The following is a 23,984-nucleotide window of genomic DNA, read 5'->3' as shown; positions in this document are numbered from 1 at the left end:
CAACAATAAAAAGAAGTACAACTAAATGTTTAATTTCTGCAGGCATACTGTCACTGACACTTTATTCTGCCTCATTCGCTGAAACAATTACAGTTAATGGCGGAAAGGGACAACTTTGGTCAGGTAAGATGTTCAACATAACAATGACGGGGACCGGTGCATCAAACATGGGACCGACCATTGGTTTCCCCAATATTGGAATGGGTATTGGCGCCAATTATATTTTTTGTTCCGACAGAGATTACTCCGCCATGATAAACGGAGCCCAGGGGTTCAGGCTGGCTCCCGGTATTATTATCGTTCCTCAGGCCAGTTTTCAGATAACCTATACCAATACAGCGGGCAGAGTAATAGAAGGTACAGGTGAGTTTGGTACGAACTCATATCTGACAACAAGTCCCGCCAGTTCGCCGGCACTTCAGATATCACAAAAATACGGAAACTGTGCAAACTTTGGTGATGTTAATACGGTATCCCCGTTTCATAGCTCTCCAACACGCAGGATATGGATGGTCGGAACCTGGGCTATTCACGGTGATGGTACACAAAAAAATACCACTATTACCGACTTCAGAGCACATGTCACATTATGGGCAGCAAACACGCAGGTTGAACCCGTGTTCACTCCCGGCACAATAATTAAGGTATCCACCCTGGAATGTAATGTCAGTACACCGGCAACCATCAATTTCGGCGATGTTCCCTACAGTAATGAAGCAGGTAAAGAACTGGGCAAAACAACCTCAGTGATTAATGCCGGCTGTTCGCAGAATGGCCAGGGCTCTAATTACAATATGAACCTGGAATTCAGAGCCGTATCCGGAATATATAATGGTGACTACTCCAGGCTGAAGTTAAAAGAAGGTGGCGGATATATTACCGGTGAAATAAAAAACTCTGTCGGTGCTAATTTTAACGGGCAGTGTAATTTATCCAATGGTATAAAATTCAATCAGAGTAAAATAAAAATAGCCACTATCACACCAGCCGAAAAAACTAAATCAGTTGATACCCCTGTAACATGGCGGCTGTGCTCCGCAGGTAATAAATCAGACCCGTTACCCTACGGAAAAGTAAATGCAACGGCAGAGGTTGCCATCACATTTAATTAATCATAGAGGCCGGTTATTTTAACCGGCTTTTCATATAGATACCCAACGTCATTCAAGATGCAGGCAGGCGGCAAGGGAAGATAGACGGGGAGCATACATCAGTATGTGACCCGTCTATCCTCGTTCCGCCAACGAACCTGCAGTTTGAATGAATAAGGGTATAGATTATAACCCGTAAATCTGGGTATCTTTCGGATACTTAAGAGTATAATTCAGCGGCAATTCCACTTCCTGCTGTGGTTTTAACGCCACTTCCCACTCAATCTCACCGGTTTTTTTATCCAGTTTTCCGTCACCAAATTCCATATCTTTCACCAGGATTTTACTGTCCTGACTGACAGGAAGCTGATCAAAGACATGTACCGTAACGGGTTCACTGTAAAACGATTTCAGATTGATAATATAGCCTTCTGACTGCTCAACGGCAGAGCCGAGAATACCCGGTTGTTTTTTCAGTTTCGCATTCACAGTGCGGGATACCTGAATATCTTTATTCATCCCGAACGGGATCGCCAGTTTATCAGTCAGAGCAGCGGCATCAATAAACGAGGTGCCGATATAACGGTCAGCAAAATAAATATTCATGTTGCCGCTGAGCAGGTTCAGTGCCGCAGCATTATCAATATCGGCCTGAAGATAGACATGCTCATCCAGCTTAGGTCTGGTGATGTAGCGGTATTTCCCGGCAAGCTCTGTCTGTTTAATGGTCAGTGAGCGCGACTCCTGCGATGAAGGCAGTGAATACGGCTGTGCGATAGTATAACTGAGACTGATACCATTACTTTCGGTGCTGACAAAGTCAGCTATCCCGCGGCTTACTTTTTTATTTTTCGCTGACTTTTCCCTCTCCATCATCATCGGAGCGGGTGCGGCGACCATATCCGCCATCATATCGCGGGTTTCATAGTCCTGAACCTGAGCTAAATACCACGGGAAAAGCTGTGGTGGTGCAATAGTCTGTACCGGGTCTGCCGATGATAATGTCAGCTTTACCTGATCCCAGTTAATGCCTGTATTCTGAATAACATTTGCTTTATATGTCAGAGTGACCGGCTTATCCAACCCGGTGGTACGAATATCATACGCAGGCGCCCAGGCGGCATCAGCGGTGATATAAGCAATATCCAGCTCAGCGGTAACCGATTTTTTCGCGTCCACACTGACCACTATTTGTGGCTGCCGTCCGTCAAACCGCGCTGTTTTTTCTGCAAACAACGCTTTCAGCCGGGTGATTTCTTCTGTTTTATCATTGATCTGTTTTTGGTAACTGAGCTGTTCACCATAAATTTTTGTCATCTGTTCACGGATAAACGCCAGCTTCTGCACCGATTGCTCTGTGGATAATGCCCCGCTGCTGCCGAAAAAATCCTGATCCCGCAGTAATCCCAGTTGTTCATCATTTATCTGAATAAACATATTCAGCTGCGCAACCGCCTGCTCAGCGGTGTCAATCTGCGCTTTCAGTGCATTGATATCCGCAGGGTAAACCGGCTCTTTTGCTTCACTGCGCAAATTGACTGACTGAATCGTCACATCATCATTATTCAATATGACAGAGAGGCTGGCAGGATTAATATTGTTTGCCACATTTGACAGCACTATTTCGCTGGCACCGGCAGGCAGTGTCAGTGTGGTACTGTTAAACAATTCCGCACCACGCAGAAAAATCGTCGCACTGTTCAGTTTTACATCCTGAACAATTACATTTTGTGCATCTGCCGCCGCGCCTGCCGATATCACCATACCGGCCACCAGCAGCGTACTTTTCAAGCTGTACGTTAATGCCATTTCATTGACTCCCCGGTTATCAGAATTACCATCCGTTCACTGTTAATAACCTTTTATAATAGGTCAGCAATCTGCCGGAAGATAACGGAATAACCTTAAAAATAAGCAGCCTGTGACACTCTTGTGCCTGAGCAGATGTTGCTGTTTCTTTAAACCTGTATTTTAGTATTAACATTACCTCACTTTTTGTTTAGTATACTAAACACACTCATCCGGATAGGCGGAAAAGGCAATACACATGACGATGGCAAATACACCTGAGGCACCGGCAACACTCTCGCGGAACAAACTATTATGGATAGCCGGGATGGGCTGGACATTTGATGCCATGGATGTGGGATTGCTGGCCTTCCTGCTGGCTGCATTGCAGGCTGACTGGGGACTGAGTGCGGCACAACTCGGCTGGATAGGCAGTATGAATGCAGCCGGAATGGCAATCGGCGCCTTTGTATTCGGCATTATGGCAGACAGGAAAGGACGTAAGCCGGTCTTTATCCTGACACTGCTGCTGTTCAGCCTGGGCTCAGGACTGACCGCTGTTGCCGGCTCACTTGCTGTTGTCCTGGTTCTGCGGTTTTTTATCGGCATGGGACTGGGCGGTGAACTGCCGGTCGCCTCAACACTGGTCAGTGAAAGTGTCGCACCTCATGAACGCGGACGCATTGTTGTACTGCTGGAAAGCTTCTGGGCGGTCGGCTGGCTGATTGCGGCGCTGATCGCCTATTACATTATTCCGGATTACGGCTGGCGCACCGCCATGCTGCTCAGCGCGCTGCCCGCACTGTATGCCCTGTGGCTGCGGGCAAAACTGCCGGAACCGGCATCCCGTTATACCGCACAAACCCGCCCGAAACTCACCATCGCGCAGTCCATGTCGCTTATCTGGTCGCCGCAATACCGCCGTGCCACGCTGATGCTGTGGATCCTCTGGTTCTGCGTGGTCTTTTCCTATTACGGCATTTTTCTCTGGCTGCCCGGTGTGGCAATGCTCAAAGGGTTCAGTTTAATCAAGAGCTTCCAGTATGTTCTGATTATGACCCTGGCGCAGTTACCGGGCTATTTCAGCGCCGCCTGGCTGATTGAACGATACGGCCGGAAATTTGTGTTAGTCACCTACCTCACCGGAACCGCAGTGAGTGCTTACTGGTTCAGTTGTGCTGACTCCGCCACCATGCTGGTGATAGCCGGAATGCTGCTCTCTTTCTTTAACCTCGGCGCGTGGGGCGCACTGTACGCCTATACACCGGAGCAATATCCGGACAGTGTCAGGGCAACCGGTGCCGGTACAGCAACCGCTGTCGGGCGGATAGGCGGGATCATCGGCCCGTTACTGGCGGGATACATGATCCAGTATCAGTTTGCGGTCAGCAGTATCTTCATGATTTTCAGTCTGGCCATTGTGGTTGCGGTCCTCGCGGTTATCTTCCTGGGTCAGGAAACTAAAAACCGGGAACTCAGCTCAATCTGACCTGAATCAGATTGTTGCCGGTCATAAACAGGTATCATGCACAGGCAATATATCTGTTTATATTGCCGGAGAATAAACAACAGAAAAAAATAAGATGAATGAATACGAAAGAGTCAGCAAATTATTAAGCCATGTTCTGAGACATGAACCTGAATTCATTGATATCCATCCGGATAATGACGGCTGGACTGATATCACCGTATTACTCCGTCAGTTGCAGATACACGGCACACCACTCAGCCGTGAAATGCTTGCGAAAATTGTTCAGGATAACCACACCGACCCTTTCACAATTTCATCTGACGGATTGTTTATCCGCGCGGCACAGGGACATTGCGCCACACAGACAGCTATTGACCATCCGCCGCAGACCCCGCCGGATATTCTTTTTCACGGTACGGCGATAAGCTTTATCAGTGATATCTGCGAGCTGGGTCTGATAGCCGGGTCACGCAACAATGTGCATCTCAGTGCCGACAAAAATACAGCACTGGAAGCCGGTGCGCGCCACGGTGATCCTGTTGTGCTGACCATTGCGGCAGGTGAAATGTTTAAAACCGGATATCCGTTTTATCTGGCGGATGACGGTGTCTGGCAGACACCACATGTTCCGATCAAATACTTCTCATAGAAAAAACCCGGCGAAGCCGGGTTAATATTGCGGGGCAAATTTATGCGTTCAGCCGTGCGGCGTGATACGCAATGTGCTCCGGGATAAAACTCGCAATAAAGTAATAGCTGTGGTCGTATCCGACATGAATACGGATATTGTGCGGGATCCCGTTGGCTTCACAGGCAGACTTCAGTAATCCGGTTTTCAGTTGCTTATTGAAAAAAGGATCGGCAAGCCCCTGATCGACAAAAATATCCGCCACCTTATGCCCGGATTCGATCAGTTTTACTGCGTCATAGTGTTCCCACGCCGCCGTATCTTCCCCGAGGTAAGCTGAAAATGCTTTCTCCCCCCACGGTACCTGTGACGGAGAAACAATCGGCGCAAACGCAGAGACACTGCAAAAGGCATCCGGATTGCGCAACGCCAGAACCAGCGCGCCGTGACCGCCCATTGAGTGCCCGCAGATACTGCGTTTTGCTGATGTTCCGAAGTGCACGGTAACCAGCTCATGTAATTCATTCAGAACATAATCATACATATGATAGTGTTCATTCCACGGCGCTTGTGTGGCATTCACATAAAACCCGGCGCCCTGTCCCAGATCATACTCTTTATCATCCGCAACATTACTGCCGCGCGGGCTGGTATCAGGTGCGACAATAATAATGCCGTACTCCGCAGCGTAGCGTTGTGCGCCGGCTTTAGTAATAAAATTCTGCTCGTCACAGGTCAGCCCGGAGAGCCAGTACAGCACCGGGCACTTTTCTGTTTTTGCCAGTGGCGGCAAAAATACAGAAAACGTCATCGGCGTATTAGTCGTTTCTGAATGATGACGCCAGACTTCCTGGCTGCCGCCGAAACACTGATGGTGTTCAATCCGTTCCATAATATTCCCTTAAATAATATCTGTGACCCGTATATACCCAACGTCATTCAAGATACAGGAAGGCGGCAAGCTCCGATTGCCGGGGAGCATACATGAGTATGTGACCCGGCTATCCTCGTTCCGCCAACGAACCTGCAGTTTGAATGAATAAGGGTATATTAATAATGGATGACCGTGCGGATAGACTTACCCTCATGCATCAGGTCAAACGCGTCATTAATTTTATCCAGTTCCATGGTATGTGTGACAAACGGTGCCAGCTCGATTTTTCCGCTCATGGCATCTTCGACCATACCGGGCAGTTGTGTCCGCCCTTTCACGCCGCCGAATGCAGTACCTTTCCAGACACGCCCGGTCACCAGCTGGAACGGACGGGTGGAGATCTCTTTTCCTGCACCCGCCACACCAATAATCACCGACTGTCCCCAGCCACGGTGTGCACTTTCCAGTGCAGAACGCATCACATTGACGTTACCGATACATTCAAAGGTATGATCAATACCCCATTTGGTCATCTCAACCAGCACGTTCTGGATCGGCTTGTCATAATCGTTTGGATTGATGCAGTCAGTTGCGCCGAACTGTTTTGCCAGTTCAAATTTTGACGGATTCGTATCAATAGCAAAAATGCGTCCGGCTTTTGCCTGACGTGCGCCCTGCACAACTGCCAGTCCGATACCGCCAAGGCCGAATACGGCAACGGAATCCCCTTCCTGCACTTTTGCGGTATTGTGTACCGCACCGATGCCGGTGGTCACGCCACAACCGAGCAGACAAACCTGCTCTGCATTCGCTTTCGGGTTAATTTTTGCGAGAGAGACTTCGGCGACCACTGTGTATTCACTGAATGTAGAGCAACCCATATAGTGATACAGCGGTTGTCCGTTGTAAGAAAAACGGCTGGTGCCGTCCGGCATTACCCCTTTCCCCTGCGTTTCACGCACAGCAACACACAGGTTGGTTTTGCCGGAGGTACAGAAATCACACTCGCCGCACTCAGCGGTATACAGCGGGATAACATGGTCACCCGGTACCACACTGGTCACCCCTTCCCCGACTTCAACCACCACGCCGGCGCCTTCATGGCCCAGTACCACAGGAAACAGCCCTTCAGGATCATCACCGGAAAGGGTATAGGCATCCGTATGACACACGCCGGTGTGGCTGATTTTAATCAGTACTTCACCTTTTTTCGGCGGAGCAACATCGATTTCAACAACTTCAAGGGGTAACCCCGGCCCGAAGGCAACTGCTGCGCGTGATTTCATAACGCTTCCTTTATCAACTTAGGCTCACAAATGGTAAGCACGGATGGCGTAACCATACCGCACAATACTGCCGGCTGTATAGCGCGGGTCAGCAGGGTACTGAGACATGAACAGGTTTGCGGATAAACAGGCAAACTGCCAGCAGAAACAAATACAGTGCTGTACCTATTCGCAGAGTTACCGGAAGAAAAAACGCGGGAATTGTATCAAAAGTCAATGGGGTCAATGGGGTCAATGGGTCCACTATAGAGGTTTTTTGTCAGGGAAAACAATAAACTACATTAAGCAGCGATATGCATCGTATTCACGATAATAATTAATTTCCGCGATTACCCATTGTAATGTTTTTTCGTGTTCTTGCTGCTTTTGATAGAATAAAGCCAAATCACACACTACCATCCAACCACGTAAACTCTTGCTTTCAAGGGATTTTGGCATTTCTAAATCCTCATTATCGAGATAGATATCCTCATCATCTAACTCTTGAAGATAATCCCAGGGAATATAATAAAAAACAGCGGATTCTGGATTGTTATTCCATTTTTTTATATTTGTATAAATCCACTCATTCTGTTCAAGAGCTGATAATGAAGCGAGTAAAGATTCTAATGTTTTATACTCTCGTATCAATTCATTTACCTAAAGATGTATTTGATGAAAGCTCCTTATATCCCGGGGATTTTCATCATTTAGATCACTAAGATTTCAGGGCCTTTTGTTTCCAGAATACGCAGCATTCTTAACGCCGGGCCGCTTGGTTTCTTTTCTCCGCGCTCCCACTTGGAAACACTCTCTTTCGACATACCCAGGGCGCGAGCTAATACGGCTTGAGACATACCGAATCTGGCCCGGAGTGTCTTGATTTCAGAACCGCTCATGGCTGAGACTTCTTTAATTTTATCATTAAGTTCGCGAGCATGGATGACGTTCTGAATGTCTTGTACAAGGTTTTCAGGTGATGCGCCTGCCGCATTCAACTCTTTTGCCAGTTCAAGCATGTTGTTCAGCTTGTTACTCATCAGTAATTTCCTCCAGAATTCCTTTAGTAATTAAGTTACTAAGGGTGCATTCATCAAAATTCAAAAACTCATTTGCCAATTTTTTATAAACCTGCAATTCATCATCCTCTATTTCTTTTGTTCCTTTTGCGTTAACTGCGTTTTTTGTCCAGCCATCTGCAAAAAAAAGGTTATTTTTAACCTTAAAGAAAAGGATAACCCTGATACCACCGCTTTTACCTTGCCCTTTGACGGCTAGGCGTTTTTTTTATAACTCCACCACCCAAATCAGCTTCATACTTTCCTTGTTGAACCTCATGTGCAGCATTAAGTAGCTGGATATCGCTTATGGTATGTTTTTTAAAGTTTTTTTTGAAGGATGATATCTTAAATATTGCCACTCGATCCCCCGCAGTAGTAATGAGTACTATAGTACCAAGTGCCATATGAGGAATCAATAGTGGTTAGCTCACTAAATATTCTGATTTCGTCAGCGGGGGAGAGGAAGTGATACTGTTTCTTTATCCGACAGCGCCAATGCAGACCGTAATGGACTGAAAGGTTATGCCATATCCTTTCGAGGCAAAAAATAAAAAATCAGCATGGCCGGATATTATCCGGCACGATATTATATACCTGCCGGTGTCTTGTAATATGAATCCATTATAAATAGCGTCTCATGTTTGATAAATCATTTCCTGACGGATGCTGATAAATATCCAGTTTAAAATATTTTGCTGATGCATTCACATACTCAAAAATCTGTGACTGCGTTTCTTCATAATCAACCCAGGTTGTTGATCGGGTAAAACAATATATTTCAACCGGTAGCCCGTTCGGGGTCGGCGGCATGGTTCTGACCACCAGATACATATCAGCCCGCACATCACCGCGCGCCTTTATCCAGTTCAGAATATATTTACGGAAGAGCTGTAAATTAGTCACTCCGTTACTTACCATCCACTCATTAATATCACCGCTATGATTGCTCTCTTCCAACATGGCTTCCAGCGGACGGCGCAGCGGCTCAGAGTCCCGCAGTTCGGTCAGCAGACCTTCTGTGGCAAATGAAACAGAAGACTGGTCAATATAAAAACTGCGTTTTATACGGCGTCCGCCGGAAGAGAACATCGGCTGCCAGTTGGTGTATTTCTCTGTCAGGAAATCCTTGGTCGGAATGCGGGAAATGGTATTATCCCAGTTACGGATAGTAATGGTATGCAGTGCAATATCAATCACTTCCCCGCTGATATTACTGTTGGGCAGCTCTATCCAGTCATACAATTTTAGTACTTTACCGTTTGAAACCAGAATATTTGCCACAAATGATAATAATGTATGCTGAAAAACGAACATCAGTACCGCGGCAATAGCACCAAAACCGGAAATAATAATCAGGGGCGACTGAGATGTCATTAAGGCTATTATTAAGATGAATGTGATGACCCACACCCCGATTTTTGCAATCTCAATATAGCCTTTTATTGAGCTGTTTCGGTTAGATACCCGTCCGGAATGGCGCAGAATAAAAATATCCAGACCATCATTGATAAGCGATGCCAGATTAATAATAAGAAAAACACTGCATACTGTATTGAACAGAATATTCATTTCTGCCGAGAATGTCGGCAGCATTTTATTAATATAGAGAACCAGAGTGACTGAAACGACAGAGGCGCTTTTTTTGGCAACACTGTGGATAGTCTCGTCATCAGTCAGATTGGTAAATAATGACAGCAGACGTTTTGCCACCCGCAAAAAAATCATCCGCCCGAGAAACCAGGTGACTAACAGAACCGCAAACAAAAACACCGCTGATAATACGGCGCTTGATGCGATAAAATCATATATCTCAATTAATTTTTCCATAATACCTCACAGTATATACCCAACGTCATTCAAGATGCAGGAAGGCGGCAAAGGAAGATAGACGGGGAGCATACACCAGTATGTGACTTGGCTATCTGAGTGCGGCCAACGCACCTGCAGTTTGAATGAATAAGGGTATACATCAAAATATCAGTCGATGAGTCTGACACAGGTGAAATACAAAAATTTGATGACAAAAGGGGAATATCTTCCCCTCTTTACGATGTTTTCGGTGCAATTCACTCCAACAGCGGCAGCGGCGCATCAAATAAAATAACCGCTTCCCCGGAAATGCTGACTTTCTGCGGCTGATTTTCTTTGATATTCACAGTCACATGCACAGTCCCGCTGCGCCCGATAGCCCGTCCCTGATGCCCTTTGATCCGCAATGTTTTGCCATCATGCGGCATCAGCCCGTAGCGGACAATCCATGCACCCATCGGGCCGTTGGCATTGCCGGTTACGGGATCTTCAGCAATACCAATCGCCGGGGCAAACATCCGCCCGTCAGTTTCACAGGTACCGGGACGGATGGTGAAAACAAAAAAGCCGTTGCAGCCAATTTCGCCGCTGATCGCCGCAAGTGCGGCCAAATCAGGATGGATATTATCAACAGATACATCCGGGTTCAGCGGGATCATGACTTTGGAATGCCCGGTGGAAACAATCTGTACCGGCAATCCTGTCAGAATATTGTCTTCATTCAAACCAAGCGCGCTGATGATACGGGAACGGACATTCCCTTCAAGAGGTGGCTCAAATGAAGGCGCCCCCTGCTCCAGCGTGATGATGTAATCATTATTTTTATATTCAATATCAACACGATGACGACCTGCCAAAGAGGATTGATACAGGGTGCAACTTTTCAGTCCCAGCATCTTTGCTCTGACATAGTGCACCGATACCGTGGCATGACCACAAATCGGCACCTCTGCTGATGGCGTAAAATAACGGATCCGCAGGTCACTCTCTTCACTTTTCAAAACAAACGCTGTTTCAGAATGGCGCAACTCGCGGGCAATTAACTGCATTTGTTCTTCGGTTAAATCATCAGCATGCAGCACTACACCGGCTGAATTTCCTCTGAATAACTCTTTGGTAAAAGCATCAACATGAAAAAGATGGGGTGTCATGGTTTTCTCCGGTAATACGACGAAAAACAGATATCTTACCCGATAGTATCACTCTCCGGCGGGAGACTGCTGATAAAGGTTCATCCCTGTTTATTTTGTATTTTACATTCCATATTACCGGGCGATACAGGGTTCATAATCTGCTCACCAAACCGGCGGACAGCATAGTCGGAGCGGACACAATCATACGTTTTCTTTGTAAGACCGGAAGAAACGGTAAAACAGACTTCTCTTTTTCCGGTAAATGACGGCGGGCTTTCAACAATATTAGTAATGGTCAGATCTGAAATATCATTCGCGGAGAAGTCTTTTGTTATTGCCACGTTCGCATGCATCATCAGCGAATCAGAGGTATAGGCCGGATAAATGGATTCATCCGCGCACCCGGCTGATAACAGAGCAATGGACAGGTATATTTTTCTCACTGTTTTATTTTCTCCGGGCTCGTTTTATCAGGGTACATAACCGGATGTACTGCCCGCCACGCCTGCGCCTGCTGTTCACTAAGGTTATTTCCTTTAAATTCAATGATTTTTATACTTTTTTCGGTTTCATTGAGGCGCAGCATGCGAAAACAGCGATCCGGAAAAATAGTATTCATTAAAATAGCGGACATTTCATTGTCATCATCAAAAGGCGCTATCCAGTCAAATAACCAGATACGCTCACCTGTGCGCAGTTGCTGATACAGGTCGGATTCATCACAGCCGCTTAAATAGCGCTGTTCAACCTCCGCACTCAACGCGCCCCAACTAAGGAAAAAACAGGGCTGATTATTATCCAGCGCCAGCACATACTGTTTTTGTTTCACCAGCGGCAACAACAGTTTTCCCAATGAGCGCAGCGGCGTTTTACTGTGCCGGGGGGAGAGCATCCATAACCAGACTGCCGCGCCCCAAATCTCCGCTTCGCTGGGCTTATCATCAGCCAGAAACGGCGCGTAGACTGTGTATTTACCGATTTTCATCATCCTTCCTTTTACACTTATACCGCCCCGGAAGAGGGTAGCGCAATACGTAAGAGGCCGGAGTCGGTATCATCCGAAATCCGTGAAAATCAGAGATTACAGCCATAAAAAAACCGGGATCACTGATACTATCCCGGCGTTTTTTTACGGCTGTCTGTCAGCAGGATTTTGCGTTATCCATCTGATTCAGCCGGGTCATTATCGCTTCCAGCACACCACCGGCAATCGCACGGGCTTTATCGGAAACAGAATTGAAGTCTGCCAGTGCACCGCGCGGATCGACATCCGCAATTTTAAAACCTTCCGGAACACATAATCCTTCATTAAGCAGACCGCGCACCATACCGTCCATCGGGGAGAGAATTTCGGTTTCGCCGATGTGCGCAATGACATCGCCTTCATGAACCAAATCACCGATATTAATGTGGCGCGTCATCATGCCACTGTGTGGTGCACGCAGTACCCGCTCTGTGGTTTTACCGTTGATATTACCGGGAATGCCGGAATTGGGTGCCGCACAGCCGTGGGTGATAACACGCCCTAAATGATGCCCGCGCTGAGTTTCAATCACGGCGTCACAATCCACTCCCGCCTCAAAGCCGGGACCGAGTGCTATGGTACAAGGTGCCATTTTGCGGTGCGTCCCGGCAATATTGCGCTTGGCAATAATCGCATCGATCACCACATCCGGCTGAAGTGCCGGTAATAATTCGCCGTTTTCGTCTGCCAGCACCGGGATCGTGCCCTCTTTCAGATAGCGGGTTACTTCATCAATATCATGGGCATAACGGGCGCAGACACCTTCCACACAGCTTTCACCGTCGTAAAGCGCCTGGGCAAAAGAGACAGTGCAACGGATAACGGTCGGTTTGCTGATATCCAGCATAATCACATCAAAGCCGCTGTGATAAAGGCGCAGCGCCACGCCGGTTGCCAGATCGCCCGCCCCGCGGATAACCACCCGTTTCGGTCTGCGGCTTTCCACCTGACTCTGTTTCATCGCACCACCCGGTGCGCCATGCATAATCTGCAATAGTTCCGCGAGAATACTGACAGCAATCTCATGAGGTGTTTCTGCGCCGATATCATAGCCAATCGGCGCATACAGTTTCGCCAACTGATTTTCTGATACCCCGGATTCACTTAATTGTTTGGTGAATGTCTGTACTTTGCGGCGGCTGCCGAGTAATCCAAGGTATTTCAGTGGCTTATTAATGAGACAATTGAGAGATTCCAGATCCTGGCTGTTGGTGGCAATAATCACATAATCATCAGGCTGAGGATCAAGCTGAGCAACCGCATCAGTAAATGAAGGGACATGCCACAGACGGGTTGACGGCGGGAACAAGTCCGGCTCCAGGCTGCCGGCATAAACATCTGCCACATGAATATCGATATTCAGGAATGCTGCCATCTGGGCGATCGCGCGGTTAACATGCCCGCCGCCAAGCAGAATCAGACGCGGACGCACGCCGTGTACCGCAATATAAACCGACATCGCACCGCCGCAGTCAGAACCGACCGCATGCTGCCCGTTACGCGCCATGCGCCCGTGGAACATTCTTGAGCGGCCTTCGTGCAATGCCTCTACCGCTTCTTCGATGACTTTGCGCTCAACCATACCGCCGCCGATAGTACCGATGGTTTTTCCGTCCCCCAGCACCAGCATTTGTGCGCTGTGACGCGGTGTACTGCCTGAACACTCGATAATTTCTGCCATGGCAAACGGGCAGTTTTTCTCAACCAATTTCGCTGCTTCGGTAAAAATTTTCATAAACAGACCTCAATGGATACCCTGCATTTATCATTGATATTATTGTCGCTGCAAAATATGCGTAATTGCGGGGTTTTCCCTGACGGCACCGAACCAGACAGCATTCAGTGAAGTACCGCGGATCCAGTCTGCCAGCGCATCCGGCGAGAAATTCTCATTTTGAGAAAAACGGTTTATCAGCCAGATCCGTAATGCGTCCGGTGGTGCTGATTTCCACATCCCCTGCGGGTGCCGGATCAGGCGGCTTATTGCGCTCAAATCCAGCGTATCACCGCTGTTTAAGCCGGTTACGGCAGAGAAATGTGACCACCGGTGAACATTATCAGGCCCGACGGCCGCGCCCAGGAGCTGCCCGTCCGTTACAGCAATAACGCAATCACTGTATTCAGGTATGCAAGGTTCATGCTCACCCGGCGCTTTTATGCCAAAACCGCGGGCTCCGTCAGATTCGGTCAAAATAACATCAACTGCGTTTTTTTCTGCCAGCGCATTGATTTCGGCAGGAGAGAAGCCGCAAACCTTGTTATTCTGCGGGTTCCAGCCTGCATAGCAGGCAAACGATCCCCGTTTGATGACCGCATCAGGTAACCGGGACGGGTGGCAGGCAAAAATCACAGGAAAACCCTCATCGGGCAGAAACATGTGGGTCGTCGTGGTGATCATCACCTTTTTCCCTAATTGAGAAAAAGCACGTGCCAGCCAGAACAGGCAACTGGTTTTACCGCCTGCGCCGACAATACTTATCACCATGGCGTGTCCGCCCGGATGTGTATCACATAACCGGCGCAGCGGTTCAGGTATAGTGGCGCAACTACGGGCAGGTATCCGGGTGTTCAGAGCACTTGTCATTGTCATTTCTAAGCCTTTGAATATCGGTCACTTTTACAGTCACAGGTTAATATTAACTATCAACGGAGTCACATCTATTATGCCGTCTGACCCGGCTTCAGCCGATACCGCCTTGTCTGATTTATCCTCTTCTGTGCTCTGTCTGCATGATTTACCCGCGCCGCTCTGCCCGCAGGAAACAACCTGCATTGTGACAGCCGCCGGGCTCTCCTCACGGATGGGTGAGTGGAAAATGATGCTGCCCTGGGGCGATGGCACCAATACATTGCTGGATACCAGTCTGTACAATGCACTGCACTTTTGTCACCACATCATCCTGGTGACCGGCTACCGGGGTGCAGAGCTGGCAGCGCGTTATCAGTCAGTCAGCCGTATTCAGATTTTGCATAATCCGGATTTTGAAGCCGGTCTGCTCTCCTCACAGCGCCTTGCTGCGCAGGCTGTGAGTACTCACTACTGTTTTCTTACACACGGCGATGTGCCGTTTCTCACGCCTGATATCTGGCAGCAATTATGGGTACGGCGCAGTGATGCCGCACTGCTCCCCCGATACAAGCAAGTTCCGGGCCACCCCGTGCTGCTCTCCCGCGGGTGTCTGCTGAATGCACTGGCATTGCCGGAAGGCAGTAATATGAAAAAACGCCTGCTTGCCGGACCCCATCACTTCCTCGAGATGGACAGCGATGCGGTGATAACCGATATCGACACCAGGGATGTTTATCAGCAGCATTATCGCGTGTAAGGCATCTGCACACTATTACATCCGTCTCATTAATAACATTAACCGTTAATATGCTTTTGCCATTATCAATCTGATACAGATTTTCTTTTTTTTGAGAATCTCATTCATATGTTAACCTCATAGTAATCAAGATGTTTTTTATTGATTCATATTCGCATTTAGCATGGTGCGAGCTGTTTCACACTTTGTTATTAATATTAGATTTGTCTCACACTTTTTTATCTCCCCGATGATGAATTACGCTATCTGGCGTAATTGTTGCAACCGTTGAGTGTATACAGCTGCATGTCCCGCTCCACCGGCATGCCCCCTCACATTGCAGCAAGGAGAGTTTTTATGGGAGATATAATGCGTCCCGTTCCGTTCGGTGAACTTCTGAACCGGATCTTTGAAGAATATAAGGCAAGCCGTTCTATATTTGGGATCAATGAACGGCAATTTTACCGCAAGGCTCAGCAGCATCCGCTGCTGTCCGTATTTGGTGAAACCTATGAGACGCCGATTGGCCCCGCAGCCGGTCCCCATACTCAGCTTGCACAAAATATTGTGGTGTCATGGCTTACCGGCGGTCGCTTTATCGAGGTAAAAACCGTTCAGATAATCGATACCCTGGAGCTGGAAAAACCCTGCATTGATGCGCAGGATGAATGTTTCAACACCGAATGGTCCACCGAATTTACCCTGCCGAAAGCCCACGATGAATATCTGAAAGCCTGGTTTGCCCTCCATTTATTAGAAGCTATTTTTGACCCGCGCACCAAAGGCGAAGCCAAATCCTTCATCTTTAATATGAGTGTCGGCTATAACCTTGACGGCATTAAACAGCCGCGCATGCAGCAGTATATCCATGCCATGATGGATTCCTCTCAGTTACCGTCTTTCGCGCAGTACCGCGACGAAATGAAAGCCTTTATTTCCCGTCCGGGTTTCCTGGCAGAACTGGGATTAGAGAGCCGCAAAGCTGATTTACTGGCGATGGCGGATTTGGTTCCGGGTGATTTATCCAAAGGTGTGACACTGTCCACCATGCACGGTTGCCCGCCGGATGAAATTGAAGCTATCTGCCGCTATATGCTGGAAGAGAAGCACATCAACACTTATGTGAAGCTGAACCCGACGCTGCTCGGCTTCCCGCGCGTGCGTGAAATTCTCGATACCTGCGGATTTGATTATATCGGGCTGAGTGAGGAGTCTTTCTCACATGACCTGAAACTGGATCGCGCGCTGGAAATGTTACAGCGTCTGCTGGATCTCGGGAAAGAAGTGAAGCGCGGCTTCGGCGTGAAACTGACCAATACCCTCGGCACAGTGAATCACAAAGGTCGTCTGCCGGGCGAAGAGATGTATATGTCCGGGCGCGCCCTGTTCCCGCTCTCTATCAATGTTGCCGCCCTGCTTTCCCGCCACTTTGACGGCAAACTGCCGATTTCCTACTCTGGTGGTGCCAGCAAATTTAATATCCGCGATATTTTTGAGTCCGGTATTCGTCCGATCACCATGGCAACTGACCTGCTCAAACCAGGTGGTTACATGCGCCAGACTGAATGTCTGAATGCATTGGAAGACTCAGATGCCTGGGGCATGACACAGGTTGATGTGGGCAAACTGAATGCACTTGCTGAGCGCTCCGTCAGTATGGAATATACCCAGAAACACTGGAAATCAGACCAGGAAATTGATGCCGGCGGTCCGCTGCCGATGACAGATTGCTATGTCGCACCTTGCGTGACCGCGTGTGCGATTAAGCAGGATATTCCTGAGTATATCCGCCTGTTGGGCGAAGGCCGCTACGCCGATGCACTGGAGCTGATTTATCAGCGCAACGCCCTGCCGGCTATCACCGGTCATATTTGTGATCACCAGTGCCAGTACAACTGTACCCGCCTGGATTATGAAAGTGCGCTGAATATCCGCGAACTGAAAAAAATCGCCGTGGAAAAAGGCTGGAAAGAGTATAAAGCGCGCTGGCATAAACCCGCCGGAACCGGTGATAAAAATCCTGTTGCTGTGATTGGTGCCGGCCCTGCCGGTCTGGCTGCCGGGTATTTCCTCGCCCGCGCTGGTCATCAGGTGACTATTTTTGAAAAAGAAGCCAATGCGGGCGGTGTCGTCGCCAATATCATTCCGCATTTTCGTATTCCGCGTGAAACCATCGAGCATGATATTCAGTTTGTTGCCGACCACGGCGTGAAATTTGAATACAGCTGCGACCCGAAACTGACTGTCGATAAACTGCTGGAGCAGGGTTTCCATTATGTGCTGGTCGGGATCGGAACAGATAAAAACAGCGGCGTGAAACTCGCCGGTGATAACCGCAATGTCTACAAATCTCTGCCGTTCCTGCACGATTACAACAACAACGCACCATTACAGATGGGTAAACACGTTGCGGTTATCGGTGCCGGTAATACCGCGATGGACTGTGCCCGCGCCGCCAAACGCATCGCCGGTGTACAGGACGTGACAGTTATCTACCGCCGCTCTCAGTCTGAAATGCCTGCCTGGCCGGAAGAGTATGAAGAAGCGGTTGAAGATGATGTGAAATTTATGTTCCTGCACAATCCGGAACAGTTTAATGCTGACGGCACACTGCTGGTGCGCACCATGAAACTCGGTGAGCCGGATGAGTCAGGCCGCCGCCGCCCTGTGGCAACTGACGAAACGGTCACGCTGAAAATTGACAGCGTGATAACCGCCATCGGTGAACAACAGGATTGCGAAGCGTTATCACAAATCGGTGTGCCGATGGGTGATGACGGCTGGCCTGCGGTATACCGCAACAGCGGTGAAACCACCCGCGCCAATGTGTTCCTGATTGGTGACGTACAGAGCGGTCCGTCTTCTATTGTTGCCGCTATCGGTGACGCCGGACATGCGGTGGATGCCATTCTTGAGCGCGAAAATATCCTTTCTCATTATGGTAATAAATACTGGCTCAATGCCGATCCGCAGGAAATCACTGACCGCAAAGGTGCTATCGCCGTGCAGATGGTAAACAGCGACGACCGTGAGGCCTTTGTAAAACAGGAAGCTCAGCGCTGCCTGGAATGTAATTACGTTTGTGCGAAATGTGTGGATGTCTGTCCGAACCGCGCCAATATCTCCCTGGCTATCCCGGGCTTTCGTGACCGTTATCAGACACTTCACCTCGACGCGATGTGTAATGAGTGCGGTAACTGTGCGCAGTTCTGTCCGTGGCAGGGTAAGCCTTACAAAGATAAAGTCACTATCTTCAGTCTGCCGGAAGATTTCACCAACAGCACCAACCCGGGTTTTCTGGCTGACGGCGATAAATTTACCGTACGTCTGGACGGCAAGGTCTGCGAGATGAAACTGAACAGTGATGGTGAATTCAGTAATGTTCCGCCGGAGCTGGAAGCGATGTGCCGCATTATGAGTCACGTCAATAAGCACTATCACTATCTGTTAGGCCGGGTGGAGGTATAAACCATGCTTATCCTGAAAAATGCCACTATTGTTGAGTTTGAACCGGCGGCCATCCGTGAAGGGGTTGATATCGCCATCGACGGAGACAAAATTGTCGCTACCGGCAGCGGGCTGAGTTCCCGCTATCCGGGGTCGGAAACCAAAGAGATGCACGGGCGCCTGGTGATGCCGGGAATTGTCTGCTCCCATAATCACTTTTATTCCGGTTTATCCCGCGGGATCATGGCGAATATCGCACCAAGCCCTGATTTTATTTCCACACTGAAAAATCTGTGGTGGCGGCTGGATCGCGCGCTGGATGAAGAGTCTCTTTATTACAGCGGGCTTATCTGCTCACTTGAAGCGATTAAAAGCGGCTGTACCGCCGTAATCGATCATCACGCGTCACCTGATTATATCTCCGGCTCACTGAAAACACTGCGCGACGGCTTCCTGAAAGCCGGTCTGCGCGGCATGACCTGTTATGAAACCACTGATCGCAACGGCGGACTGAAAGAGCTGGAAGCCGGTGTGGCAGAAAATATCGCCTTCGCAGAGCTGATTGACAGTGAGCGCAAAAGCGGTAAATCCCGCTATCTGGTGGAAGCACATATCGGGGCGCACGCACCGTTCACTGTTGCTGACGAAGGTCTGGCAATGCTGCGCGATGCGATTAAAAAGACCGGGCGCGGGCTGCACATTCATGCGGCAGAAGACAGCTACGATGTATCATACAGCCATGATAAATATGGCAAAGACCTGCTGATCCGCCTGGGTGATTTTGATCTTATCGATGAAAAAACCCTTGTCGCACACGGGCTGTATTTATCTTCCGCAGATATTGACCTGCTGAATAAAAAAGATGGCTTCCTGGTTCATAACGCCCGCTCCAATATGAATAACCATGTCGGTTATAACCATCGCCTGGGTGATTACAACAATCTGGTGCTCGGCACAGACGGTATCGGCTCCGATATGTTTGAAGAACTTAAATTCGCTTTCTTCAAACACCGCGATGCGGGTGGTTCTATGTGGCCGGACAGCTTTACCCGCTTCCTGTGGAACGGCAACAAATTGCTGGCGCGCAACTTCGGTAAACAGTTTGGTCGCGTGGAAGCCGGCTATCAGGCAGATTTAACTATTTGTGATTACATGCCGCCGACCCCGTTTGTCGGTGACAATCTACCGGGTCATCTGGCGTTCGGATTAGGCTCGTCAAGCGTTCACAGTGTGATGGTAGATGGCGTGATGGTTTATGAAGACAGACAGTTCCCGTTTGATATCGAACCAATTTTTGCCGATGCGCGCAAAGCCGCGAAGAAAATGTGGGCCCGGATGGACGCACTGAAATAAATAAAACCATGGCCTGCGGTGATACCGCAGGCCTGAAGAGCAATGTAGGGGTAACCCATGATCGAACAATTTTTCCGCCCTGCCACTTTATCGCAGGCAACCGAGCTGAAAAACCGCTTTCAGGACAGCGCAGTCTGGCTTGCCGGTGGCAGTAAACTGAATGCCTTACTGACAAAAACCAGTCGCAATATTGCGATTTCGCTGTCTCTGCTGCCGCTGAAAACCATCGAATGGCAGGACGGTATTCTGCGTATTGGTGCCACTGTTACGCTGGAAGCACTGCGTGAAAGCCCGCTTATTCCGCGCGCGCTGTATGACGCACTGGGTTTTGTTTATTCACGCCATATCCGCAACCAGGCAACTATCGGCGGGGAAATTGCCGCCTGCCAGCGCGAGCATGCGCTGCTGCCGGTTCTGCTGGTGCTGGATGCACAGGTACAACTCGCTAACAGCAATGATGTTATTTCACTGGAAAGCTACCTCGCTAAACCGGATGAGCGCCTGATCACGCACCTGGTATTACAGGATCCGTTCCGCCGTTGCGCGACCCGGACAGTCCGCGAAACCGCTGACGGCTGGGCTGTCGTTACCGCTGCCGTCGCTCTGACCGGCAACAATGAGCAACGAATTGCAGTGGATGGTGTTGGTTGCACAATTGCCCGTCTGCCACAGATTGAAGCAAAACAGCTCAGTGGCGAAGCGCTGGAAAAAGCGGTCAGTCAGGCAATAAACCCGAAAGCTGACCTGACGGGCAGCGAAGAGTACAAACGCTATATCACCGGAATTTTAGTATCAGACCTGCTGACAGACTGCCGGCAAATGGGGGAGAAATAACAGATGAACGTCCATTTTATACTTAACGGCACCCCGCATTCACTTGATTGCATCCCGGGCGAAAATGTCCGCGATATTCTGTTTGGTTTAGGAATGCACTCCGTGCGCAACAGTGATGACGGCTTTGGTTTTGCCGGCTCTGATGCCATTTTACTCAACGGCAATATTGTTAATGCCTCACTGCTGATCGCCGCCCAACTGGAAGGGTCGGTAATCGAAACCGCCGAATCCCTCGGCAAATGGAATGAACTGAGTGATGTACAGCAGGCCATGGTGGATGTCGGTGTGATCCAGTCCGGTTATAACGATCCTGCCGCAGCCCTGATCCTGACGGATCTTATCAACCGCATTCCGGAGCCAAATCGCGCACAAATTGATGATGCACTTTCCGGTTTATTCAGCCGAGATGCCGGTTATCAGCAGTTTTATCAGGTTATCGAATTACTGGTCAAACGCCGCAAAGATCCGCATTATAAAGCGGATACCGCACCGGACTTCCGCGATGACCTGACTGTCGTCGGAAAAGTCACACCAAAAACCGATGCCGCCGTCATGGTGCAGGCAAAACCCTGCTATGTGGAAGATCGCATTCCGGCTAATACCTGTGTGATAAAAATGCTGCGCAGCCCGCACGCACATGCGCTGATAACGCATCTGGATGTCAGCAAAGCGGAAGCGCTGCCGGGTGTGGTACATGTTATTACACATAAAAACTGTCCGGATATTTATTACACCCCGGGCGGACAGAGTGCACCGGAGCCGTCTCCGCTTGACCGCCGCATGTTCGGCAAAAAAGTCCGTCACGTCGGTGACCGGGTTGCTGCTGTTGTCGCTGAAAATGAAGCGATTGCACTGAAAGCCTTGTCTCTGATCAGTGTGGAATACGAAGTCCTCAAACATGTGCTGAGTGTGGATGAAGCCAAAGCCGACGGCGCACCGCTGGTGCACGATGAGCCGGTTATTTATGTCAACGGCGCTCCGGCGGATCTGGCTGAACAAAACAAGAATGCGGCCGATCGCGGCGAGCACATGCAGATTAACTTCCCTATCGGCTCAAAACCGTGCAAAAACATCGCTGCCGGTGTACATGGTCATATCGGCGATCTGGATAAGGGCTTTAAAGAAGCGGATGTTGTGCTGGAGCGCACATACGAATCCCGCCAGGTTCAGCAGTGTCCGACTGAGCCGCACATCTGTTATACCTATATGAACGGCGACCGTCTGGTTATTCATGCTTCCACTCAGGTGCCGTGGCACTTACGCCGCCAGGTGGCGCGCATTCTTGGTCTGAAACAAAATAAAGTCCATGTTATCAAAGAGCGTGTCGGCGGCGGCTTCGGCTCCAAGCAGGACATCCTGCTGGAAGAAGTCTGCGCATGGGCAACCTATGTAACCGGGCGTGCAGTCTCTTTCCGCTACACCCGTGAAGAAGAGTTTATCGCCAATACCAGCCGCCACGTTGCAAAAGTGAAAATTAAGCTGGGTGCCACCAAAGACGGTAAAATCACCGCCATCAATATGGAATTTCTGGCAAATACAGGACCTTACGGTAACCACTCACTGACTGTACCGAGTAACGGCCCTGCATTATCACTGCCGCTTTATCCATGTGATAACGTCGATTTTCAGGTCACCACCTATTACTCAAATATCTGTCCGACCGGGGCTTATCAGGGATACGGCGCACCAAAAGGTAACTTTGCGCTGACTATGATCCTGGCAGAACTGGCAAAAGAGCTGAATATCGACCTGCTTGATTTGATTGAAACAAACCGTGTGCATGAAGGTCAGGAACTGAAGATCCTCGGCGCTATCGGGGAAGGGAAAATGCCGACCTCCGTACCGCGCGCAGCAAGCTGTGCCCTCGGTCCTATCCTGAAAAAAGGCCGCGAACTGATTAACTGGGATTCCCCGCGCAAACAGAACGGCGACTGGAAAACCGGGCGCGGCGTTGCCATCATCATGCAGAAATCCGGTATTCCGGATATCGACCAGGCAAACTGTATGGTGAAACTGGAATCCGACGGTACCTTTATCGTCCACTCAGGCGGGGCGGATATCGGGACCGGGCTTGATACTGTTGTGAAAAAACTGACCGCCGAAGTGCTGCGTTGCAACCTTGATGATATCCATGTCATTTCAGGTGATACCGACCACGCCCTGTTTGATAAAGGCGCGTACGCGTCATCCGGTACCTGCTTCTCCGGTAACGCGGCGAAAATGGCAGCTGAAAATCTGCGTGAAAAAATCCTGTTCCACGGCGCGGCACAGCTTGGTGAACCGGTGGAAGATGTCACACTTGCCGCGCCTGGTGTGGTGCGTGGTAAGAAAGGGGAAATCTCTTTCGGGGATCTGGCGCACGCCGCCGAAGGCGGAACCGGGTTTGGTGTGCTGGTGGCGAACGCCAGTTATATCACGCCGGACTTTGCTTTCCCGTATGGCGCAAACTTTGCTGAAGTGTCAGTGAATACCCGTACCGGTGAAATTCGTCTGGATAAATTCTATGCGCTGCTCGACTGCGGTACCCCGGTGAACCCGGATCTGGCATTAGGTCAGATTTACGGCGCATCCATGCGTGCCATTGGTCACAGTATGTCAGAAGAGATCCGCTACGACGCGAAAGGCGTACCGCTGACTCGCGACCTGAAAACCTACGGCGCACCAAAAATCGGGGATATCCCGCGTGACTTCCGCGCATTCCTGGTACCGAGTGACGATAAAGTTGGTCCGTATGGCGCGAAATCCATCTCTGAAATTGCCGTCAACGGGGCTTCTCCTGCTATCGCCACCGCTATCCATGACGCCTGTGGTGTCTGGCTGCGTGAATGGCACTTCACTCCGGAAAAAATTCTGCGCGGCATGGGCAAAATGTAATCCGGCCAACACCCGCCCTCACCGGTT

The 23,984-nt window shown here is 49.4% G+C and carries 21 protein-coding genes; 8 read left to right on the top strand and 13 right to left on the bottom strand.

The annotated features are described in order from the left end of the window. Nucleotides 1-167 precede the first annotated feature (167 nt). On the top strand, nt 168-1,112 hold the full coding sequence (locus tag AYY17_RS12575; RefSeq protein WP_156656705.1) for a hypothetical protein: 945 nt from the start codon (nt 168-170) through the stop codon (nt 1,110-1,112). A 165-nt stretch (nt 1,113-1,277) separates the two neighbouring features. On the opposite strand, the gene AYY17_RS12570 is transcribed toward AYY17_RS12575, so the two are convergent. Further along, a complete protein-coding gene (locus AYY17_RS12570) occupies nt 1,278-2,900 on the bottom strand; it encodes a DUF4139 domain-containing protein (protein ID WP_067424152.1) in 1,623 nt (540 codons plus the stop codon). A 238-nt stretch (nt 2,901-3,138) separates the two neighbouring features. Between AYY17_RS12570 and AYY17_RS12565 the strand changes: the two genes are divergently transcribed. After that, nucleotides 3,139-4,368, top strand: coding sequence for an MFS transporter (locus tag AYY17_RS12565; RefSeq protein ID WP_067424150.1), 1,230 nt, complete (start codon nt 3,139-3,141; stop codon nt 4,366-4,368). Nucleotides 4,369-4,462: 94 nt separating this feature from the next. Further along, nucleotides 4,463-4,999, top strand: a complete 537-nt coding sequence (locus AYY17_RS12560; RefSeq protein WP_067424148.1) for an RNA 2'-phosphotransferase — start codon at nt 4,463-4,465, stop codon at nt 4,997-4,999. 40 nt (nt 5,000-5,039) lie between these two features. Here AYY17_RS12560 and fghA read toward each other — a convergent pair whose 3' ends face one another. The 12 genes from fghA to yqeC all read right to left on the bottom strand — a co-directional run bounded on the left by fghA (nt 5,040) and on the right by yqeC (nt 14,734). Then, nucleotides 5,040-5,870, bottom strand: coding sequence for an S-formylglutathione hydrolase (fghA, locus tag AYY17_RS12555; protein WP_067424146.1), 831 nt, complete (start codon nt 5,868-5,870; stop codon nt 5,040-5,042). A gap of 158 nt (nt 5,871-6,028) precedes the next feature. After that, the gene (locus AYY17_RS12550) at nt 6,029-7,138 is read right to left on the bottom strand and encodes an S-(hydroxymethyl)glutathione dehydrogenase/class III alcohol dehydrogenase (protein ID WP_067424144.1); all 1,110 of its coding nucleotides are present in this window, start codon (nt 7,136-7,138) and stop codon (nt 6,029-6,031) included. 276 nt (nt 7,139-7,414) lie between these two features. After that, nucleotides 7,415-7,768: a hypothetical protein gene (locus AYY17_RS12545; protein ID WP_067424142.1), complete on the bottom strand. Its 354-nt coding sequence runs from the start codon at nt 7,766-7,768 to the stop codon at nt 7,415-7,417. A 59-nt stretch (nt 7,769-7,827) separates the two neighbouring features. After that, complete coding sequence (locus AYY17_RS12540; protein WP_067424140.1) at nt 7,828-8,157, bottom strand: helix-turn-helix domain-containing protein; 330 nt, start codon at nt 8,155-8,157, stop codon at nt 7,828-7,830. Continuing rightward, the gene (locus AYY17_RS22560; protein WP_268873036.1) at nt 8,150-8,353 is read right to left on the bottom strand and encodes a type II toxin-antitoxin system RelE/ParE family toxin; all 204 of its coding nucleotides are present in this window, start codon (nt 8,351-8,353) and stop codon (nt 8,150-8,152) included. Before AYY17_RS22560 ends, AYY17_RS12540 begins: the two co-directional genes overlap by 8 nt. Before the next feature lie 19 nt (nt 8,354-8,372). Further along, nucleotides 8,373-8,582: a type II toxin-antitoxin system RelE/ParE family toxin gene (locus tag AYY17_RS22555; protein WP_268873031.1), complete on the bottom strand. Its 210-nt coding sequence runs from the start codon at nt 8,580-8,582 to the stop codon at nt 8,373-8,375. 217 nt (nt 8,583-8,799) lie between these two features. Then, complete coding sequence (locus AYY17_RS12530; protein ID WP_067424138.1) at nt 8,800-10,005, bottom strand: mechanosensitive ion channel family protein; 1,206 nt, start codon at nt 10,003-10,005, stop codon at nt 8,800-8,802. 239 nt (nt 10,006-10,244) lie between these two features. Then, nucleotides 10,245-11,138: a PhzF family isomerase gene (locus AYY17_RS12525; protein ID WP_067424136.1), complete on the bottom strand. Its 894-nt coding sequence runs from the start codon at nt 11,136-11,138 to the stop codon at nt 10,245-10,247. A gap of 80 nt (nt 11,139-11,218) precedes the next feature. Continuing rightward, nucleotides 11,219-11,563, bottom strand: a complete 345-nt coding sequence (locus tag AYY17_RS12520) for a hypothetical protein (RefSeq protein ID WP_235845378.1) — start codon at nt 11,561-11,563, stop codon at nt 11,219-11,221. After that, a complete protein-coding gene (locus AYY17_RS12515) occupies nt 11,560-12,105 on the bottom strand; it encodes a toxin-activating lysine-acyltransferase (protein WP_067424134.1) in 546 nt (181 codons plus the stop codon). The genes AYY17_RS12520 and AYY17_RS12515 overlap by 4 nt, the downstream gene beginning before the upstream one ends. A 157-nt stretch (nt 12,106-12,262) precedes the next feature. Beyond that, complete coding sequence (gene yqeB / locus AYY17_RS12510) at nt 12,263-13,879, bottom strand: selenium-dependent molybdenum cofactor biosynthesis protein YqeB (RefSeq protein WP_067424132.1); 1,617 nt, start codon at nt 13,877-13,879, stop codon at nt 12,263-12,265. A gap of 39 nt (nt 13,880-13,918) precedes the next feature. Continuing rightward, nucleotides 13,919-14,734, bottom strand: coding sequence for a selenium cofactor biosynthesis protein YqeC (yqeC, locus tag AYY17_RS12505; RefSeq protein ID WP_067424130.1), 816 nt, complete (start codon nt 14,732-14,734; stop codon nt 13,919-13,921). 73 nt (nt 14,735-14,807) lie between these two features. Between yqeC and AYY17_RS12500 the strand changes: the two genes are divergently transcribed. From AYY17_RS12500 to AYY17_RS12480, 5 genes are all read left to right on the top strand, one after another. Next, entirely contained in the window at nt 14,808-15,470 is a 663-nt protein-coding gene (locus AYY17_RS12500; RefSeq protein WP_082981387.1) for an NTP transferase domain-containing protein, read from the top strand. Between the two features lie 336 nt (nt 15,471-15,806). Then, nucleotides 15,807-18,917, top strand: a complete 3,111-nt coding sequence (gene ygfK, locus AYY17_RS12495) for a putative selenate reductase subunit YgfK (RefSeq protein ID WP_067424128.1) — start codon at nt 15,807-15,809, stop codon at nt 18,915-18,917. A 3-nt stretch (nt 18,918-18,920) separates the two neighbouring features. Next, nucleotides 18,921-20,249, top strand: a complete 1,329-nt coding sequence (ssnA, locus tag AYY17_RS12490; RefSeq protein ID WP_067424126.1) for a putative aminohydrolase SsnA — start codon at nt 18,921-18,923, stop codon at nt 20,247-20,249. A 57-nt stretch (nt 20,250-20,306) separates the two neighbouring features. Then, on the top strand, nt 20,307-21,083 hold the full coding sequence (ygfM, locus tag AYY17_RS21600; protein ID WP_067424124.1) for a molybdopterin-dependent oxidoreductase FAD-binding subunit: 777 nt from the start codon (nt 20,307-20,309) through the stop codon (nt 21,081-21,083). A gap of 3 nt (nt 21,084-21,086) precedes the next feature. Further along, nucleotides 21,087-23,957 carry a molybdopterin-dependent oxidoreductase Mo/Fe-S-binding subunit gene (locus tag AYY17_RS12480; protein WP_067424122.1) on the top strand — a complete coding sequence of 957 codons (2,871 nt, stop codon included), beginning with the start codon at nt 21,087-21,089 and terminating at the stop codon, nt 23,955-23,957. Nucleotides 23,958-23,984 lie beyond the last annotated feature (27 nt).

It is taken from the genome of Morganella psychrotolerans (assembly GCF_001676055.1).
Taxonomy (GTDB): Bacteria; Pseudomonadota; Gammaproteobacteria; order Enterobacterales; family Enterobacteriaceae; genus Morganella; species Morganella psychrotolerans_B.
The sequence above is the reverse complement of the archived record's forward strand: the minus strand, read 5'-3'. Positions and strand labels throughout refer to the sequence as shown.

Excerpts from the sequence above, each read along its gene's own strand:
- AYY17_RS12525 (WP_067424136.1), bottom strand. The coding sequence starts at position 11,138 with ATGACACCCCATCTTTTTCATGTTGATGCTTTTACCAAAGAGTTATTC.
- AYY17_RS12560 (WP_067424148.1), top strand. The coding sequence starts at position 4,463 with ATGAATGAATACGAAAGAGTCAGCAAATTATTAAGCCATGTTCTGAGA.
- ssnA (WP_067424126.1), top strand. The coding sequence starts at position 18,921 with ATGCTTATCCTGAAAAATGCCACTATTGTTGAGTTTGAACCGGCGGCC.
- yqeB (WP_067424132.1), bottom strand. The coding sequence starts at position 13,879 with ATGAAAATTTTTACCGAAGCAGCGAAATTGGTTGAGAAAAACTGCCCG.
- fghA (WP_067424146.1), bottom strand. The coding sequence starts at position 5,870 with ATGGAACGGATTGAACACCATCAGTGTTTCGGCGGCAGCCAGGAAGTC.
- AYY17_RS12530 (WP_067424138.1), bottom strand. The coding sequence starts at position 10,005 with ATGGAAAAATTAATTGAGATATATGATTTTATCGCATCAAGCGCCGTA.
- ygfM (WP_067424124.1), top strand. The coding sequence starts at position 20,307 with ATGATCGAACAATTTTTCCGCCCTGCCACTTTATCGCAGGCAACCGAG.
- AYY17_RS22555 (WP_268873031.1), bottom strand. The coding sequence starts at position 8,582 with ATGGCACTTGGTACTATAGTACTCATTACTACTGCGGGGGATCGAGTG.
- ygfK (WP_067424128.1), top strand. The coding sequence starts at position 15,807 with ATGGGAGATATAATGCGTCCCGTTCCGTTCGGTGAACTTCTGAACCGG.
- AYY17_RS12565 (WP_067424150.1), top strand. The coding sequence starts at position 3,139 with ATGACGATGGCAAATACACCTGAGGCACCGGCAACACTCTCGCGGAAC.
- yqeC (WP_067424130.1), bottom strand. The coding sequence starts at position 14,734 with ATGACAATGACAAGTGCTCTGAACACCCGGATACCTGCCCGTAGTTGC.
- AYY17_RS12570 (WP_067424152.1), bottom strand. The coding sequence starts at position 2,900 with ATGGCATTAACGTACAGCTTGAAAAGTACGCTGCTGGTGGCCGGTATG.
- AYY17_RS12515 (WP_067424134.1), bottom strand. The coding sequence starts at position 12,105 with ATGAAAATCGGTAAATACACAGTCTACGCGCCGTTTCTGGCTGATGAT.
- AYY17_RS12500 (WP_082981387.1), top strand. The coding sequence starts at position 14,808 with ATGCCGTCTGACCCGGCTTCAGCCGATACCGCCTTGTCTGATTTATCC.
- AYY17_RS12550 (WP_067424144.1), bottom strand. The coding sequence starts at position 7,138 with ATGAAATCACGCGCAGCAGTTGCCTTCGGGCCGGGGTTACCCCTTGAA.
- AYY17_RS12540 (WP_067424140.1), bottom strand. The coding sequence starts at position 8,157 with ATGAGTAACAAGCTGAACAACATGCTTGAACTGGCAAAAGAGTTGAAT.
- AYY17_RS12575 (WP_156656705.1), top strand. The coding sequence starts at position 168 with ATGGGACCGACCATTGGTTTCCCCAATATTGGAATGGGTATTGGCGCC.
- AYY17_RS12480 (WP_067424122.1), top strand. The coding sequence starts at position 21,087 with ATGAACGTCCATTTTATACTTAACGGCACCCCGCATTCACTTGATTGC.